Annotated in this window: 13 protein-coding genes and 1 riboswitch; of the genes, 3 read left to right on the top strand and 10 right to left on the bottom strand. The window is 36.3% G+C overall.

Annotated features, from left to right (window positions below):
- Positions 1–62: 62 nt before the first annotated feature.
- Complete coding sequence (locus ACEPXD_RS02230; protein WP_391119537.1) at positions 63–935, bottom strand: patatin-like phospholipase family protein; 873 nt, start codon at positions 933–935, stop codon at positions 63–65.
- Positions 936–1,148: 213 nt separating this feature from the next.
- Positions 1,149–1,299: riboswitch (cyclic di-AMP (ydaO/yuaA leader) on the top strand.
- Positions 1,300–1,305: 6 nt separating this feature from the next.
- Between ACEPXD_RS02230 and ACEPXD_RS02225 the strand changes: the two genes are divergently transcribed.
- Positions 1,306–3,132 carry an APC family permease gene (locus ACEPXD_RS02225; RefSeq protein WP_391119535.1) on the top strand — a complete coding sequence of 609 codons (1,827 nt, stop codon included), beginning with the start codon at positions 1,306–1,308 and terminating at the stop codon, positions 3,130–3,132.
- A gap of 92 nt (positions 3,133–3,224) precedes the next feature.
- Here ACEPXD_RS02225 and ACEPXD_RS02220 read toward each other — a convergent pair whose 3' ends face one another.
- The 3 genes from ACEPXD_RS02220 to ACEPXD_RS02210 are packed head-to-tail and all read right to left on the bottom strand — an operon-like array spanning position 3,225 to position 5,304.
- Positions 3,225–3,404 (bottom strand): hypothetical protein, encoded by a 180-nt coding sequence (locus tag ACEPXD_RS02220; protein WP_391119534.1) that lies wholly within the window; start codon positions 3,402–3,404, stop codon positions 3,225–3,227.
- A 45-nt stretch (positions 3,405–3,449) separates the two neighbouring features.
- Complete coding sequence (locus ACEPXD_RS02215) at positions 3,450–4,184, bottom strand: hypothetical protein (protein ID WP_391119532.1); 735 nt, start codon at positions 4,182–4,184, stop codon at positions 3,450–3,452.
- 19 nt (positions 4,185–4,203) lie between these two features.
- Entirely contained in the window at positions 4,204–5,304 is a 1,101-nt protein-coding gene (locus ACEPXD_RS02210) for a threonine aldolase family protein (RefSeq protein ID WP_391119530.1), read from the bottom strand.
- Positions 5,305–5,475: 171 nt separating this feature from the next.
- Between ACEPXD_RS02210 and ACEPXD_RS02205 the strand changes: the two genes are divergently transcribed.
- Together ACEPXD_RS02205 and ACEPXD_RS02200 are read left to right on the top strand one after the other, a co-directional pair.
- A complete protein-coding gene (locus tag ACEPXD_RS02205; protein ID WP_391119528.1) occupies positions 5,476–6,357 on the top strand; it encodes an SDR family oxidoreductase in 882 nt (293 codons plus the stop codon).
- A 276-nt stretch (positions 6,358–6,633) separates the two neighbouring features.
- Complete coding sequence (locus tag ACEPXD_RS02200) at positions 6,634–7,029, top strand: VOC family protein (protein WP_391119526.1); 396 nt, start codon at positions 6,634–6,636, stop codon at positions 7,027–7,029.
- Positions 7,030–7,478: 449 nt separating this feature from the next.
- Here the strand turns inward: ACEPXD_RS02200 and fabF are convergent, their stop codons facing one another.
- From fabF to ACEPXD_RS02170, 6 genes are all read right to left on the bottom strand, one after another.
- Positions 7,479–8,717, bottom strand: a complete 1,239-nt coding sequence (fabF, locus tag ACEPXD_RS02195) for a beta-ketoacyl-ACP synthase II (protein ID WP_391119524.1) — start codon at positions 8,715–8,717, stop codon at positions 7,479–7,481.
- Between the two features lie 21 nt (positions 8,718–8,738).
- The gene (locus ACEPXD_RS02190; protein ID WP_391119522.1) at positions 8,739–9,320 is read right to left on the bottom strand and encodes a TetR/AcrR family transcriptional regulator; all 582 of its coding nucleotides are present in this window, start codon (positions 9,318–9,320) and stop codon (positions 8,739–8,741) included.
- 121 nt (positions 9,321–9,441) lie between these two features.
- Complete coding sequence (locus tag ACEPXD_RS02185) at positions 9,442–10,836, bottom strand: SpoVR family protein (protein WP_391119520.1); 1,395 nt, start codon at positions 10,834–10,836, stop codon at positions 9,442–9,444.
- An 18-nt stretch (positions 10,837–10,854) separates the two neighbouring features.
- Complete coding sequence (gene yhbH, locus ACEPXD_RS02180; RefSeq protein WP_391119518.1) at positions 10,855–12,003, bottom strand: sporulation protein YhbH; 1,149 nt, start codon at positions 12,001–12,003, stop codon at positions 10,855–10,857.
- A gap of 108 nt (positions 12,004–12,111) precedes the next feature.
- Positions 12,112–14,007, bottom strand: a complete 1,896-nt coding sequence (locus ACEPXD_RS02175; protein ID WP_391119514.1) for a PrkA family serine protein kinase — start codon at positions 14,005–14,007, stop codon at positions 12,112–12,114.
- Between the two features lie 151 nt (positions 14,008–14,158).
- The gene (locus tag ACEPXD_RS02170) at positions 14,159–15,052 is read right to left on the bottom strand and encodes a DUF4349 domain-containing protein (protein WP_391119512.1); all 894 of its coding nucleotides are present in this window, start codon (positions 15,050–15,052) and stop codon (positions 14,159–14,161) included.
- Positions 15,053–15,080: the final 28 nt, after the last annotated feature.

The following is a 15,080-nucleotide window of genomic DNA, read 5'->3' as shown; positions in this document are numbered from 1 at the left end:
TGAATACCCTCTTTCTTATTATCCCTCTTCAAATATAAATTAAACATTCGTCTATTAAGAAATTACCATGTCTTTAAAAATTGCACGGCGCTCTCTCTTCCTTTTGTCAGCAAATCATTTTTCATCTTTTCACTTAAATCAAATTGAGTAGCACCATAATCATCCACTGGTATGAAAATAATATTCTTTTCATGTTTTCTAGAAATATATCTTTCATCATGTGCATTTTTCATTGTCGAAAAGAGTGCTTCGAATAACTGCAATCCATTATCTATTTCATATCCCGGAAAATCTTCTGAGTTCCCACTTAACTTTAAACCAAGGATAGGACGCTCTTTATTTCCATTATCAAAAATCCACATTGGAAAATTACTAAGTACTCCTCCATCCACCACAATCGTATCGCCTGATCCGACCTTCAATCTGACAGGTTCAAAGAAAAATGGAATTCCGCAGCTCATTCGTAAGGCCCGAGCAATCGGAAAGCTATTTTCTGATACTCCATAACTTCCTAGATCATCTGGAAGAACGATCAACTTGCCATTCGTCAAATCTGATGCCACGAGCTTTAATACCCCTGGCTGTAAATCAGAAAATGTGTACACGCCTTTTATCGCTAACTTTTCTAAAAACCAGTTCTCTAAAACTTTTCCCTGGTATAAACCTAGCCGCCAATAAAGATTGATCCACTTCATAAATGGAATCGGTAGAATTGTTTTACGTGGATCGAGAAAAGTTACCGTATCTAGTTCATCCAGCATTTCTTTGATTTCCTTACTGGAAAACCCAGCTGCGATGAAAGCTGCAAGAATAGCTCCAGCACTGGTTCCGGCAACACGCTTGAATTGATATCCCTTTTCTTCCAACACTTGATAAGCTCCTACTAACGCGAAACCTTTTAATCCACCTCCTGAAAACACACCATCTATTAACATTGAACCTCTCCCTTTTTCTTGTCGCTATTACACTTTAAGAAAAAAGAAAGAAATTTAGAACATAAATCGACAAAGACTTATAGTTGCTTGTCAAAAGCCTGCATAACTTAATAAAGAATTAAACGAATAATTCTACTAATTGAAGACTTTCAAAGGTATTATTTTGTTATTTACAAGTCAAAATAACAGGAGTATTATTGGGCTCAGTTTCAAATTTCTACATCGCTTAATCCTTATGGAACGGGGGAACCAATTATACGTGATATGCCTATGTCACGTGGGGTGAATCCTACAATTATAGGTAGGGATAATCTTTTGTCCCAAACCCGACAGCTAACCTCGTAAGCGTAAAAAGAAAGGAAGAGAAAGAATGTTATCTGCTGTCAAAAGATTTTTAATAGGTCGTCCATTAAAATCCTCAGCCTTAGGAGAACAGAAGCTTAATAAAACAAAGGCTTTAGCCATCCTGTCTTCGGATGCTCTATCATCTGTTGCATACGGTCCAGAACAGATTTTACTCGTTTTAATGACTGTGAGCACTATTGCCTTTTGGTATTCAATCCCTATTGCCGTTGGAGTGCTTATCCTCCTATTTGCGCTAATTTTGTCGTATAGACAAATTATATTCGCCTATCCACAGGGCGGAGGGGCTTACATTGTTTCGAAGGAAAACCTTGGGGAGAATGCGGGATTAATAGCAGGTGGATCTTTATTGGTCGATTATATCTTAACTGTGGCCGTTAGTGTATCAGCAGGTACAGATGCCATTACTTCTGCGATCCCAAGCTTACATGAGCATAATGTGGTAATTGCAAGTGTTCTCGTTGTGCTTATAACAATATTAAACTTAAGAGGTTTAACCGAATCTGCGTCTATTCTTGCATATCCTGTTTATTTATTTGTATTGGCATTGTTTGTATTAATAGGGGTTGGATCTTACCATATAGTAACTGGAAACGTTTCACCTGAACTGCATGCGCCACTCGGAACACCAGTTACAGGTATTAGCTTATTTTTGATACTGAGGGCCTTTGCATCGGGTAGCTCCGCCTTAACAGGAGTGGAAGCGATCTCCAATGCCATTCCTAATTTTAATCATCCTGCTCCTAAAAATGCTGCAAAAACCTTAGCCATTATGGGCTCTTTACTTGCTGTAATGCTAGTCGGCATCGTTTTTTTGGCTTACTACTATGGAATTGCGCCTAAGGGTGAGGAAACCGTGGTTTCACAAATTGCCGCTGTAACATTTGGAAGGAATTTCATCTATTATTTTATACAGGGAACAACAGCTTTAATTCTTGTTCTCGCTGCTAATACGGGGTATTCAGCTTTTCCTCTTTTAGCTTTTAACCTTTCAAGGGATAAATACATTCCAAGCATGTTTAAAATGAGAGGAGACCGACTGGGATATTCCAATGGGATTATCACGCTTGGCATCACTTCCATTCTTCTCATTATTATTTTTAAAGGGCAGACGGAACAACTCATTCCACTTTATGCGGTAGGCGTGTTTATTCCATTCACCTTATCGCAAACAGGGATGCTTGTGAAATGGTTGCGTGAAAAACCTAAAAACTGGGTTGGTAAGTTGTTGATTAACTTTGTTGGGGCCATCATTAGCTTTACAGTTATGATGATTTTTTTCATTACTAAGTTTGGGCAAGTATGGGCAGTGTTAATTTTTATTCCGGTTTTGATTTTTATTTTCCATAAAATAAAAAATCATTATGAATCGGTGGGTGAACAATTGAGTGTATCGACTAATTCTCCAATAAAACCAATAGAAGGAAACGTTATTATTGTCCCTATTGCAGGAATTACTCATGTAGTGGAGAACTCATTGAACTATGCAAAGTCATTAAACCCAAAACAAATCCTTGCTGTTTATGTTGCTTTTGATCGTGAAGATGAAAAAAGGCTAGCAGAAAAGTGGAGTAAATGGCAACCCGATGTTAGACTGGTCACTTTATATTCACAATATAGAAGCATCAATTATCCATTGTCTAAATTTATTAGTAAAGTGGAGAATAAAGCGTATGAATCGAACTATACAGTAACCGTTTTAATCCCACAATTTATACCGAAAAAAGGTTGGCATAATATACTCCATAACCAGTCAAGTTTGCTTATTAAAACAATCCTGCTTTATAGAAAAGATGTTATTGTTACAACCGTCCCTTATCATTTCAAAAAGTAATTAGAAGTAAGAAAAAAAAAGATGCATTCAATAATAGATGAATGCATCTTCTTTTTTTGATGGAGTATTAATCAGTCCTTATCGTTTGAGTTCTATAAATTTAACCTTGATGGACTATTTTTAGCAACTGGCTTGTCTTTATTTTCGTTATCATTGTTTTTCTTCGCTTTGTTATTTTGACCCTTTACTTCTAGATCATCTGGACTAAGATCGTATCCAAACCCATATTCTTCACGATCTAATGATTTTCTCGGATTTTTATCTTTTGTCATGAACTTTCACCTCCATGAAGAATAAGTTGTGCAAATGGAGATTTTTTATTCATCGTTGTCTTGTATTTCTATTTGTACTTCTTTCGTTTTCATAGAACTCTCATACCAATTTAATAAGGCATTATAATCTGAATTAAGAATATCTGCAGTTTGGATTTCTAACATGTGATTGTTTAGCCAATTAAAACTTGTAATTGGCCAAATCGCACTATCTATATAGTTATTCGCTACTTCATTATTTATAGCTGTTAATAATTTCATTCTTCTTAAATCAACTGCTAAAAGATTATTTCTGAGGACTTGATTTCCTTCGTTTTGTCCATATAGAAATGCAGCATAATTTGGGTTAGGAGACTGTTTAGCCTCCATAAATATACTACCGTATCCTAATGCAATACTCGATATAATCTCGTTTGAAAGCTTTATGAGTAGTGTAGAACATAGCTTAGTACCGCAACTGTATTTTAGTAATATGTAGGTACTTCCAGCTGAATCATGAAAATCTAAAAAGTCATATAAAGTACGTTGAATTTCCAAATTTCTATCACTTTGTTCATTTAGATATTCTTCATAAACTGGAATGGATTTAATCGGTATTGAAATTTCTTTACCTTCCTGTTCGAATAAGAAAAGTTCCTCATCATTAACTTTACTTAAACTATCGTTTTCTTCTTTATTAGTGATTCCAATTTCTTTCTTACTAAAAAATATAATAACGATTACAATCAAAATAAGCATTGTGACAAGACTAATAAGTATGGCCTTTTTCAGCAGCCTCATAACGCATCACCAATTTTTCCTAAATGATGTTAAAACTTTTCATTTTCTCATCAAGCAACTGAAATACTTGCTTAACTTTTTCTTTTGGGAGTGTCGCATATTGATCACCAACACTGACTTCATAACTACATGTTTCCTCTGTTGCTTGCCTTAAATAACTAGTTAAACCAACACCTGTTGTCTCGTATAACTCAACTAGCCCAGCTTCCACTTGCTCTTTAGGTGCATGAAAATGTACATGGAACATATTAGATACAGGTACAAGTGGCATAGTTGATACTGCATCACATGAATTGAAAAGTTCAGCAAGCTCTTTCGCATCGTTATAGTATTGCTGCATTTTTGGTAATCTCTCATCGAAATAATAATTAGAACTCACAATATATGGATAAAGACTAATTAAATCGCCTCCGTGGCGTCTTTTCCATACTTTCGATTCTTCGGTAAAGGCTTTGTCACCTGCGAGAATCGCTCCTGCAATTCCACCAATTCCTTTGTAAAAAGAAATATATACGCTATCAAAAAGACTACAAACTTCAGCAGCAGACTTTTGATAATATGGAAGAATTTCAAGAAGTCGTGCTCCATCTAAGTGCAGTTTTATCCCTTTTTTACGACAATAACTTGATATTTCTTCAAGTGTTTCATAGTCTGGTAACTGTCCGCCAATTTCACGTTGTGGCAATTCAAGTAATAAACACGCAATTTCATCATTCATACTCAATACATCATCCAGCTCTATTAATCTATCTTTATCAGCTAACAAAACAGGCTCAATATGATGTAATTCCCTTAACCCGCCTTCCTCATGAATCTCTAGATGACATAACGGATGATAACCAACTTTTTTTAATCCTTTTTTATCGCACCATATGCGTAAAGCGATTTGCTGAGCCATTGTACCACTTGGGAAAAATACAGCTGTTTCTTTTCCTAAATACGCCGCCATTTTGGCTTGAAATTCCTCGATAATCTTGCCGTTACCATATACATCACTATCGGTCTGCCCATCAACATCATGTAATGCATCCTTCAGTATTTGAATATTTCTCTTCCCGTGACCTGCAACTTGATATGTTGTATTTATAAATGCTTCTACTAAAGGATTTGCTTCGCTCATTTCATCTGTCTCCTATCAATTTTAGAATAATTGAAATTTACTTAATTGTACCGCATTTTTAAATTGAAAAGTACTAATGCTCTACACGATACAACAAATGATTTTTTTTAATAAGTTTGTTTTTGTTTAGGAAGGGAAGAATGTGTAATGACTATTAAAAGGAGGAATCCCATGCCAACCGATAAATATGAAAAAATCCACAAAGAGATTTCTGGACAAACACAAAACCAACAACCTGGTATTGAAGAAGAAATGACACCCGCTCCTATTTTTGATGACAAGAACTTTATAGGTTCAGGAAAATTGAAGGGGAAAGTAGCGATTATTACAGGTGGAGATAGTGGAATTGGACGAGCTGTTTCCATTGCCTTTGCCAAGGAAGGCGCGCATGTTGCTATTGTTTACTTGGATGAAAATGAAGACAAAGATGCCGATAAAACAGTGAAACTTATAGAAGATTATGGAGTTAAAGCATTTAAAATAAAAACGGATTTAAGTGATGATGAAAACTGTCAAAATGTAGTGGATCAAACAATTCAACAATTTGGTTATATTAATATTTTGGTTAATAACGCCGGTAAGCAATTCCCTACAAAGGATTTTTTAAAAATTACACCTGATCAATTACAAGAAACGTTTTCAACAAATATTTTTTCCATGTTTTATTTAACACAAGCCGTGTTACCACATATGAAAAAGGGCGACACAATAGTAAATACCTCTTCCGTTACGGCATATAATGGGGCACCTGAACTTATTGATTATTCCGCGACGAAGGGCGCTATTACTACTTTTACTCGATCTCTTGCACTAAATTTAATAGAGAAAGGAATTCGCGTAAATGCCGTTGCACCTGGCCCCATATGGACTCCGCTGATTCCTGCCACTTTTAATAATAAGAAAGTTGAAAAACACGGTGATGACACCCCGATAGGTAGATGCGGTCAACCTGCTGAAAATGCTCCAGCATATGTATTTTTGGCATCGTCGGATTCCAGCTATATGACTGGACAGACCATTCATGTAGATGGAGGTGACTTTGTCGGATCTTAAATAACTTTAAAAAGCAGCTTTTAGCCAATGCAATGAGCTTCTTTTTTGGTTTGTCGTGTTCGCTTACTAGTCTGTCTACTTCAAGCCCCAGTTTGTCGCGTTCAGCAATTTTTTGTAATTTGTTTGTGAAACTAGAGAGTTACGATACCACACAGTAAAATAAACGAGATTCCATTTATAACAGAATCTTCTCCTACTTCCCGTCACGAAAATTGAGAAAATATGGTATAATTAGATTGTAAATGCTTCTAATAATTTCAGAAAAGAGGTTTTCAGATGGGTAGAGTTGTACATTTTGAGATTCATGTCAATGAAATGGACCGGGCTAAGAAATTTTATGGGGAAGTTTTTGGGTGGAAGTTTGAAGATTGGAGCGACTTTGCTGGAACGCCTTATTTTGGAGCTATTACAGGGAACAAAGAGGAAATGGGGATTGATGGAGCTTTAATGCAGCGTAGAACACAATCACCTGAAAGCGGACAAAGTGTGAATGCATTTGTTTGCACTATCCAAGTGGAAGAATTTGATTCGACAGAAGCAGCAATTTTAGCTCATGGAGGCACGATTTCAGTTCCTAAACATGCATTGACGGGAATGGCATGGCAAGGATATTTTACGGATACAGAAGGAAATATTATAGGTATTCACCAACCAGATGAAAATGCCAAATAAGTTTTGGTGACAGTAACTAACACTATCCTATTTATTTAACTTTTTGTTCGTAAAAAATACCCTCGATCAATATACTGATCGAGGGTATTTGCTTTACTGATACTTTTCTTGAGTTTAGTTGAATTTAATGTAGTATTGGAAATCCTTAATGTCAGTGTTGGCCTTGATACCACGGAACCTCATGTTGTCTATAATTCATTGGATACCCATGACCAAAATTTTAGGTACCAAGTTCTAACACAATTCAGAATTCAATGTTAACTTGGTACCCTTCACTCATCGGATTCCAGTTATATGACTGGACTGACCATCCATGTAGATGGTGGTGATTTTGTCGGATCTTAAATAACTTTAAAAAGCAGCTTTTTGCCTTAGCAATAAGCTGCTTTTTTGGTTTGTCGTTTTCAATGCTACATTTGTCGCTTTCGAGTGGTGGTTTATTGCATTCACTACTCTTCCGTAAATTTTTTAAAAGCTAATACTGCGTTATGCCCACCGAAGCCAAAGCCATTTGAAAGCGCATAGTTTATTTCTGTTTGCACAGCCTCGTTTGGTACATAATTCAAGTCGCATTCTTCATCAGGAGTTTCGTAATTAATAGTTGGTGGAGCAATATCTTCTACTATGCTTTTTAGTGTTATGATTGCTTCCACACCACCTGCAGCTCCGAATAAATGACCTGTCATTGATTTTGTTGAACTCACCATTAGATTATAGGCATGCTCTCCAAACACAGTTTTAATGGCTTTTGTTTCTGATTTGTCTCCTTCTGGTGTGCTCGTTCCATGTGCGTTAATATAATCAATTTGAGTAGGATCAATTTTTGCCATACCTAACGCCAACTTCATAGCTCTTGCTGCTCCGTCGAAATCAGGAGATGTTATATGGTAGGCATCTGTTGTAGAGCCATAACCTACTATTTCTCCCAAAATCGCTGCGCCTCTTTTTTTAGCATGGTCATACTCTTCCAACACTAAAATGCCTGCCCCTTCGGACATAACAAAACCATCACGCGCTCGATCAAAAGGACGGCTCGCTTTTTGAGGGTCATCATTCAATGTAGACATTGCACGCATTCTTGAAAAACCTGCAAAAGATAACGGGTTGATAGATGCTTCTGCTCCCCCTGCAACAATGGCATCTGAGTAACCATGTAAAATATTTAAATAAGCTTCCCCTATTGCATGGTTTCCTGTTGCACAAGCAGAAACGGGGGAAAAACTTGGCCCTTTTAAACCTAATTTTATCGCAATAATACCTGTTGCCATATTACTAATCATCATTGGCACCATAAAGGGAGACACTTTTCTTACCCCTTTTTCTAATAAAAGATTGTGGTTTTCAAGGACTGTATTTATTCCTCCAATACCGGATCCTACATAAACACCTATTCGTTCCATATTAACATTATCTAAATCAAGTTTCGATTGATCAATCGCCTGTTTTGCGGCAGCATAGGCGTATTGTGCGAACAAATCATATTTGCCTATTTCTTTTTTATCAAAATAATTTTCCGCAGAGAAGTCTTTTACAGTACCAGCAATTTGCGTATTTATTTCTTTAAACTCATCCGCTTCCAGTTTATTAATCGCGCTTGTACCTTGCTTAATATTATTCCAAAGTGTATCAACATCATTACCTAGAGGTGAAACTACTCCATATCCTGTTACTACTACTCGCCTCTCCATTTTAGATCCCCCTTATTTTCTTCACGTTTTCCTTATTTCAATATTCCCAGTTATGAGTATTTTTAATTGATCAAATACTGTGGAGAATAAATCTTCTCCTAGAACCCTTTTATATTGAAGAGCTCCTTTTACACTTGCTATTAGTAGTGAAGCCAATGCCTTTGTGTCGTTTGTTGGTCGTAGTTTTCCTTCGCTCTTTAGTTCATCTAGAAACTTTTTAACATAACTTATTTCTAATTGGCTCAATTGCTGTACACTCTCTTGCATCTTTAAAGGCAAATAGTGAAAATCTGCCTGCAAAGATGAGATGGGACATACTTCATTCATTTCAATTTGTTTTGCTCTTCTTGAAATGAATTCCCAAAGCTTGTCCTCCAAACCTATTTGTTCCATATCTACCTTTATGAAAGTAGCTTCTAATCCTTCTTTTATTTTCGTACATACGGCAATGCCTAAATCCTCCTTTTTCTCAAAGTGATAATGGATGCTTGCTTTTGTTACCCCAAGCTCTCTTGATAAGTCATCATAACTAAAAGATAAATAACCCTTTTCTCTAATATTCCTAAGTGCTAGTTTAACAATTTGTGATTTTCTATTTTCCATATTCATATATTAACTTACTAGTAAGTAAGTGTCAATTTCATACACAAACAAGATTCCACTCAATCGGAATCTTGTTTGTTAAATACCCTATATTTCATGGAAATTCTTTTTATAGTTTGGCTTACATCGTACTTTTAGTAATCTTTTTCCCATCAAATGAATAGAGAGTTGATTTGTCTTCAACAGTAGTCTCCATATGCACAGAACGTCCCCATAGCTGATAAATATAGGGAAGTACATTTTCTAAATAGCGTGTATCCAGTTCCGTTCCCTCATATCCATGTTTTAAATACAGTTCTCCGTTTCGCGAATAGTCTCCATCTTCCACTACAATATACGGAAAACTTCCATTGACTCGCATGGAAACTAGTTGGTCTCGTACATGCTCATAATCTTTATCGGTTATTTGGTAGTTTCCAGCCTTTTTTTCAAACAAATAAAGATCTTCATGTTTTACCAAGTCTTTTGTTAAATAGTTTCGAATAAAGGATATATCCGATTCAATTTCTCTTACTTCAAACATTTTCTCCCGACCCGAGTTAGGTTTTACCCCTAATCCTTTCATTTCTTCCGTAGGCTGATCATATCTTTTTTCAATGTCTTCAAATATTTTCAATCCCAAATAATAAGGATTAATACTTGTCTGCGATGGCTGAACCACATTTGCATTTAGTTTTGCAAATTCGATCGTTTCATCCGAGGTTAAATTCATCTCTCTTAGAATTCGTTGATGCCAATAGGATGCCCAACCTTCATTCATAATCTTCGTTTCTAATTGCGGCCAAAAATAAAGCATTTCCTCCCGCATCATCGTTAAAATATCACGTTGCCAGTCTTCTAATTCACGACTATACCCTTGGATAAATAACAGTAAATCTTTTTCAGGATTTGGAGGGAACTTTTTTCTTTTAGGCACAGTCAACTTCTTTACGTTCGCTGATTGATCCATGCTCCATAGATCATCGTATGGTGTTTTACGTACTGTTTCTACCTCTTCTTGTTCAGAATCATAGTCTAGTTTAGGTCTTATAATGGAGGGATCTATATGCTCTTGAATAGCAAGGACTGCATCTAGAAAAACTTCAACCTCTTCTTTACCATGAATCATTTCATAATCCGCAATTCTTTCTGCAGTTGCCGTCATACTTTCCACCATATCTCGTCTTGTATTAGAAAAACGTACATTATTCTTAAAAAAGTCACAGTGAGCAAGGACATGAGCAATGATGAGTTTATTTTGAATGAGACTATTCGTATCAAGCAAAAACGCGTAACAAGGATTCGAATTAATAACGAGCTCATATATTTGACTTAATCCAAAGTCATATTGTACCTTCATTTTGTGAAATTGCTTTCCAAAACTCCAATGCGTAAATCGTGTCGGCATGCCATACGCACCAAATGTATAAATAATGTCAGCAGGGCAAATTTCATATCGCATAGGATAATAATCAAGTCCGAATCCAGATGCAATTTCCGTAATTTCGGCAATTGCATGATGAAGCTTCGTATCCATTAAATGATTCCCCTCCATCTAATTTGGGACTTTAAAAAGACTTTTTAGAGCTTCATATACATCGCGATTTTCTTTCAACACATAATGACGAAACTTTGGATTTTCGATTTTTTTATAGGTGTTCATTAACGTAGAATATCTACTATGCGCGTTTACTTCTCCGTATCCAAACATGCTGGAAACTTCCATTAGTTCATTTACAAGCTTGATACATTTTTCATTATCACTTGTCATATTTTCGCCGTCCGAAAAGTGAACGGGATAAATATTGAAACGTGCAGGATTGTACTTTTCAGCAATAAGCTCTAATGCTTTTTGATACGCTGATGAACAAATAGTCCCCCCGCTTTCACCTTTTGAAAAAAAAGCCTCTTCTGTCACAACTTTTGCTTCTGTATGATGGGCAATAAATTCAATTTCAACCGTCTCATATTTAGATCGTAAAAATCTAGTCATCCAGAAAAAGAAACTTCTAGCACAATATTTTTCAAAAGCTCCCATCGAACCACTAGTGTCCATCATTGCGAGAACTACTGCTTTGGATTCAGGTTTCGTCACTTCGTCCCAAGTTTTAAAACGTAAATCATCGTTATGAAGTGGTGAAATTTCCGCTTTTCCTTTCATCGCATTACGCTTAATAGCTGTAATAATCGTCCGCTTCTTATCAATATTTCCCATAAGCCCTTTTTTCCGAATATCGTTAAATTCCACTTTATCGGTTGTAATTTCAGCTTGTTCCTTTTGCTGTAAATTCGGTAATTCCATTTCTTTGAATAGAATATTTTCTAATTCAGCAATGGTCACTTCTGCTTCATAATAATCCTTCCCCGCTTGATCGCCAGCCTGTTTCCCTGCCCCACTTCCCTCACCACTAGGATCGCGAGCAATAACATCCCCTACTTGACTATCTCCATCCCCTTGACCAACATGTTTTGTTTTATCGTAGTTATAACGAATTTTGTATTCATCCAATGAACGAATGGGTATTTTAATAACTTCTCGTCCGTTCGACATGATAATGCTTTCTTCACTGATTAAGTCTGGCAAATTGTCTTTTATTGCTTCTTTTACTTTATCCATATGACGTTCCTGATCTTGATAACCTTTTCTGTGCAAGGACCAATTTTCCTGTGAAATGACATAATGATTTTCTTGTTTTTCATTCATTTTCATCGACACCTGCCTATTTTTTATCATATGCCGAGATAACAAAGTTATTGCCAATGTATATAAAAAAACAAGACTAATTAAAAATAATTAGTCTTGTTTTAATACTTATCTATTCAAAAGACTTCCAACATAACGCAGCAATTCATTTGCGGAAGTAGAGTTATATCCATGTTCATCTATTAATCGAGCAACTACCTCATTCACCTTTTTAAGATGTGCTTCATCCGGCGTTTTGGAAGAAGTTGTAATTTTCACGACATCCTTTAAATCCGAGAAAAGCTTCTTTTGTATCGCTTCACGTAATCGCTCATGCGAATTATATTCAAATCGCTTTCCTTTTCTAGCGTAGGCTGAAAGACGAATAAGGATTTCCTCTCGAAATGCTTTCTTAGCATTTTCGGATATACCTATTTGTTCTTCAATAGAGCGCATCAGTTTTTCATCTGGATTCATTTCTTCCCCAGTAAGTGGGTCTCGCATTTTGTTTTTATTGCAATATGCCTCTACATTATCCAAGTAGTTATTCATTAATGATATTGCAGACTCTTCATAGGAATAGACAAAAGCTTTTTGAACTTCTTTTTTCGCTATTTCATCGTATTCTTTTCGAGCAATGGCAATATAATTCATATATTTTTCGCGGTCTTCTTGCGAAATAGATGCGTGTTGGTCAAGCCCTTCTTTCAGTGCGCGTAAAACGTCCAATGCGTTAATGGCTGGTACTTCCTTACGAATGATAGCGGAAGAAATCCGATTGATGACATAACGAGGATCAATTCCATTCATTCCTTCGTTTTGGGATTCCTTTTTCAATTCTTCCACGTCAATTTCGTTAAAACCTTCTACACTTTCACCATCATATAACCGCATTTTCTTCACAACATCGATGCCTTGTTTTTTCGGTATTTCTAGCCTTGTCAAAATGGAGAAGATAGCAGCAGCTCTTAGTGCATGCGGTGCAATATGAACATGCGTCATATCACTTTCCTTAATCATTTTTTCATATATTCGCTCTTCTTGACTCACTTTTAGGTTGTAAGGAATTGGCATAACAATAATTCGCGAGTGTAATGCTTCGTTCTTTTTATTGGAAATAAAGGATCGGTACTCTGTTTCGTTCGTATGTGCTACGATCAATTCGTCCGCACTAATTAAAGCAAATCTACCTGCTTTAAAATTTCCCTCCTGTGTCAGGGATAATAAATGCCAAAGAAATTTCTCATCTAATTTAAGCATTTCCTGAAATTCCATGATCCCACGATTTGCTTTATTTAATTCACCATCAAAACGGTATGCACGTGGATCCGATTCCGAACCAAATTCAGCAATCGTGGAAAAATCGATGCTGCCTGTTAAATCAGCAATATCTTGTGACTTAGGATCAGACGGTGTGAAAGTGCCGATTCCAACTCGTTTGTCTTCTGAAAAAAAGATACGCTCTATCATTACATGTTCTATTCGATCTTCATATTCCTTTTCAAGCCTCATCGAATTGAGTGGAGATAAACTACCTTCAATTCGAATTCCATATTCTTCCGTAAAATCTTCACGCAAATGTTGAGGGATTAAGTGCAAAGGATCTTCGTGCATTGGGCAACCTTTGATAGCATAAACTGCTCCTTCATCTGTCCGCGAATATTGCTCAAGACCTCGTTTTAACAACGTCACAATAGAGGATTTCCCTCCACTTACCGGTCCCATTAGTAAAAGAATTCGCTTCCGAACGTCTAGTCTTTTGGCAGCAGGATGAAAATATTCTTGCACAAGTCGTTCGATCGCCATTTCCAGTCCAAATATTTCTTTTCCGAAGAAATGGTACATTTTCAGCCCATCTCTTTCCGTTAATCCTGAACTATTAATCATATTATAAACACGCGAATGTGCCGTTTGGGCAACTTCAGGTCTATCCTTCACAATGTCTAAATACTCCTCGAACGTGCCTTCCCATTTCAGTTTATTCTCTTCTTCACGGTAGCTCTTGACCTTGTTCAAAATATCCATCTTTTCCCTCCATTCAGGGGCGTTGTTTATACATAGTATGAAAGGAGAGAATTTATGATACCAATTATCTTTAGGAATCATGTACAGTTCAGGAGTATTTATTTCCGGTAGGATACGAAATCCGCATCAGTGTTACATTTAATGTAAAATATTACTCCTTTTCATTTGCAAGACGGCTTCTTCTTTTAAGTAACCAATACACTCCAAACGCGATTAAAGCTAAAATGAGAAATACCGGTAAATTCCCGATAAGAAACACAATTCCTCCAGAACCCGCAACCAAAAGTGCATTAGTACTTGTCACGAATTGTTTTTTTGTTTTGTCCCATGTATTTAAATCTTTATTGTCTATCTCAGGTATTATTACGCGATTTTCATACATCGTCAGTTCTACAGTGGAAAAGGAAGTTTGGTTTTCAAGGTACTTTATCTTTCCAACTATCACTTCTATTTCTTCTTGCACGGTTGCTAGATCAGAAGAAATTTTTAATAGATCTTCGGTTTTTTCAGCATTTTTCATAAACTCCAGTAAACGTTCCTCTACTACTCGTTTCGATTTGATACGAGACGTTAAATCTACATATTGCTCTGTGACGTCTTGCCCGGTTACATTACGTTCTAGCACTTTGGATGCTACTTCTTCTGCATCTGATAAAAATGTGTCAAAATGCTTTTCTGGAATTCGGACAATCATATTCCCACTACTCGTCTGATCATCTACCTGATACACATTAGACTCCACAATATAGCCGCCATATTTCTTTACTTTCTGTTCGATATTGTATTGCGCTTTAGCCAGTTCTTTCACATTTGTAGTTATAATTGCTTTGTGAATAATCATTCGCTCAGTAGTCGCTTCAGAAGGAGCTTCTACACTTGCCTTATCCATTACTTCTGCCGTACTATTTTTCATTTCACTAGAGTAGTTTGCTAAGTCATTTGATTCCTCTGTTTTATTCTCCCCTGCACTATCTTTATTCTCACTACAAGCTGTAACTAGACCTAATATACTGAAAAGAAGTAAATAGAAAATTGTTTTCTTCATTTCCAATTGCCCCCTGTCTTTGAATAAA

Origin of the sequence: Psychrobacillus sp. L3 (assembly GCF_042945595.1) — a bacterium.
Classification (GTDB): domain Bacteria; phylum Bacillota; class Bacilli; order Bacillales_A; family Planococcaceae; genus Psychrobacillus.
This window is presented reverse-complemented; position numbering and strand designations above follow the sequence as displayed.

Excerpts from the sequence above, each read along its gene's own strand:
- ACEPXD_RS02210 (WP_391119530.1), bottom strand. The coding sequence starts at position 5,304 with ATGAGCGAAGCAAATCCTTTAGTAGAAGCATTTATAAATACAACATAT.
- ACEPXD_RS02230 (WP_391119537.1), bottom strand. The coding sequence starts at position 935 with ATGTTAATAGATGGTGTGTTTTCAGGAGGTGGATTAAAAGGTTTCGCG.
- ACEPXD_RS02225 (WP_391119535.1), top strand. The coding sequence starts at position 1,306 with ATGTTATCTGCTGTCAAAAGATTTTTAATAGGTCGTCCATTAAAATCC.
- ACEPXD_RS02170 (WP_391119512.1), bottom strand. The coding sequence starts at position 15,052 with ATGAAGAAAACAATTTTCTATTTACTTCTTTTCAGTATATTAGGTCTA.
- ACEPXD_RS02190 (WP_391119522.1), bottom strand. The coding sequence starts at position 9,320 with ATGGAAAATAGAAAATCACAAATTGTTAAACTAGCACTTAGGAATATT.
- ACEPXD_RS02185 (WP_391119520.1), bottom strand. The coding sequence starts at position 10,836 with ATGGATACGAAGCTTCATCATGCAATTGCCGAAATTACGGAAATTGCA.
- ACEPXD_RS02220 (WP_391119534.1), bottom strand. The coding sequence starts at position 3,404 with ATGACAAAAGATAAAAATCCGAGAAAATCATTAGATCGTGAAGAATAT.
- yhbH (WP_391119518.1), bottom strand. The coding sequence starts at position 12,003 with ATGAATGAAAAACAAGAAAATCATTATGTCATTTCACAGGAAAATTGG.
- ACEPXD_RS02175 (WP_391119514.1), bottom strand. The coding sequence starts at position 14,007 with ATGGATATTTTGAACAAGGTCAAGAGCTACCGTGAAGAAGAGAATAAA.
- ACEPXD_RS02205 (WP_391119528.1), top strand. The coding sequence starts at position 5,476 with ATGCCAACCGATAAATATGAAAAAATCCACAAAGAGATTTCTGGACAA.
- ACEPXD_RS02215 (WP_391119532.1), bottom strand. The coding sequence starts at position 4,184 with ATGAGGCTGCTGAAAAAGGCCATACTTATTAGTCTTGTCACAATGCTT.
- fabF (WP_391119524.1), bottom strand. The coding sequence starts at position 8,717 with ATGGAGAGGCGAGTAGTAGTAACAGGATATGGAGTAGTTTCACCTCTA.
- ACEPXD_RS02200 (WP_391119526.1), top strand. The coding sequence starts at position 6,634 with ATGGGTAGAGTTGTACATTTTGAGATTCATGTCAATGAAATGGACCGG.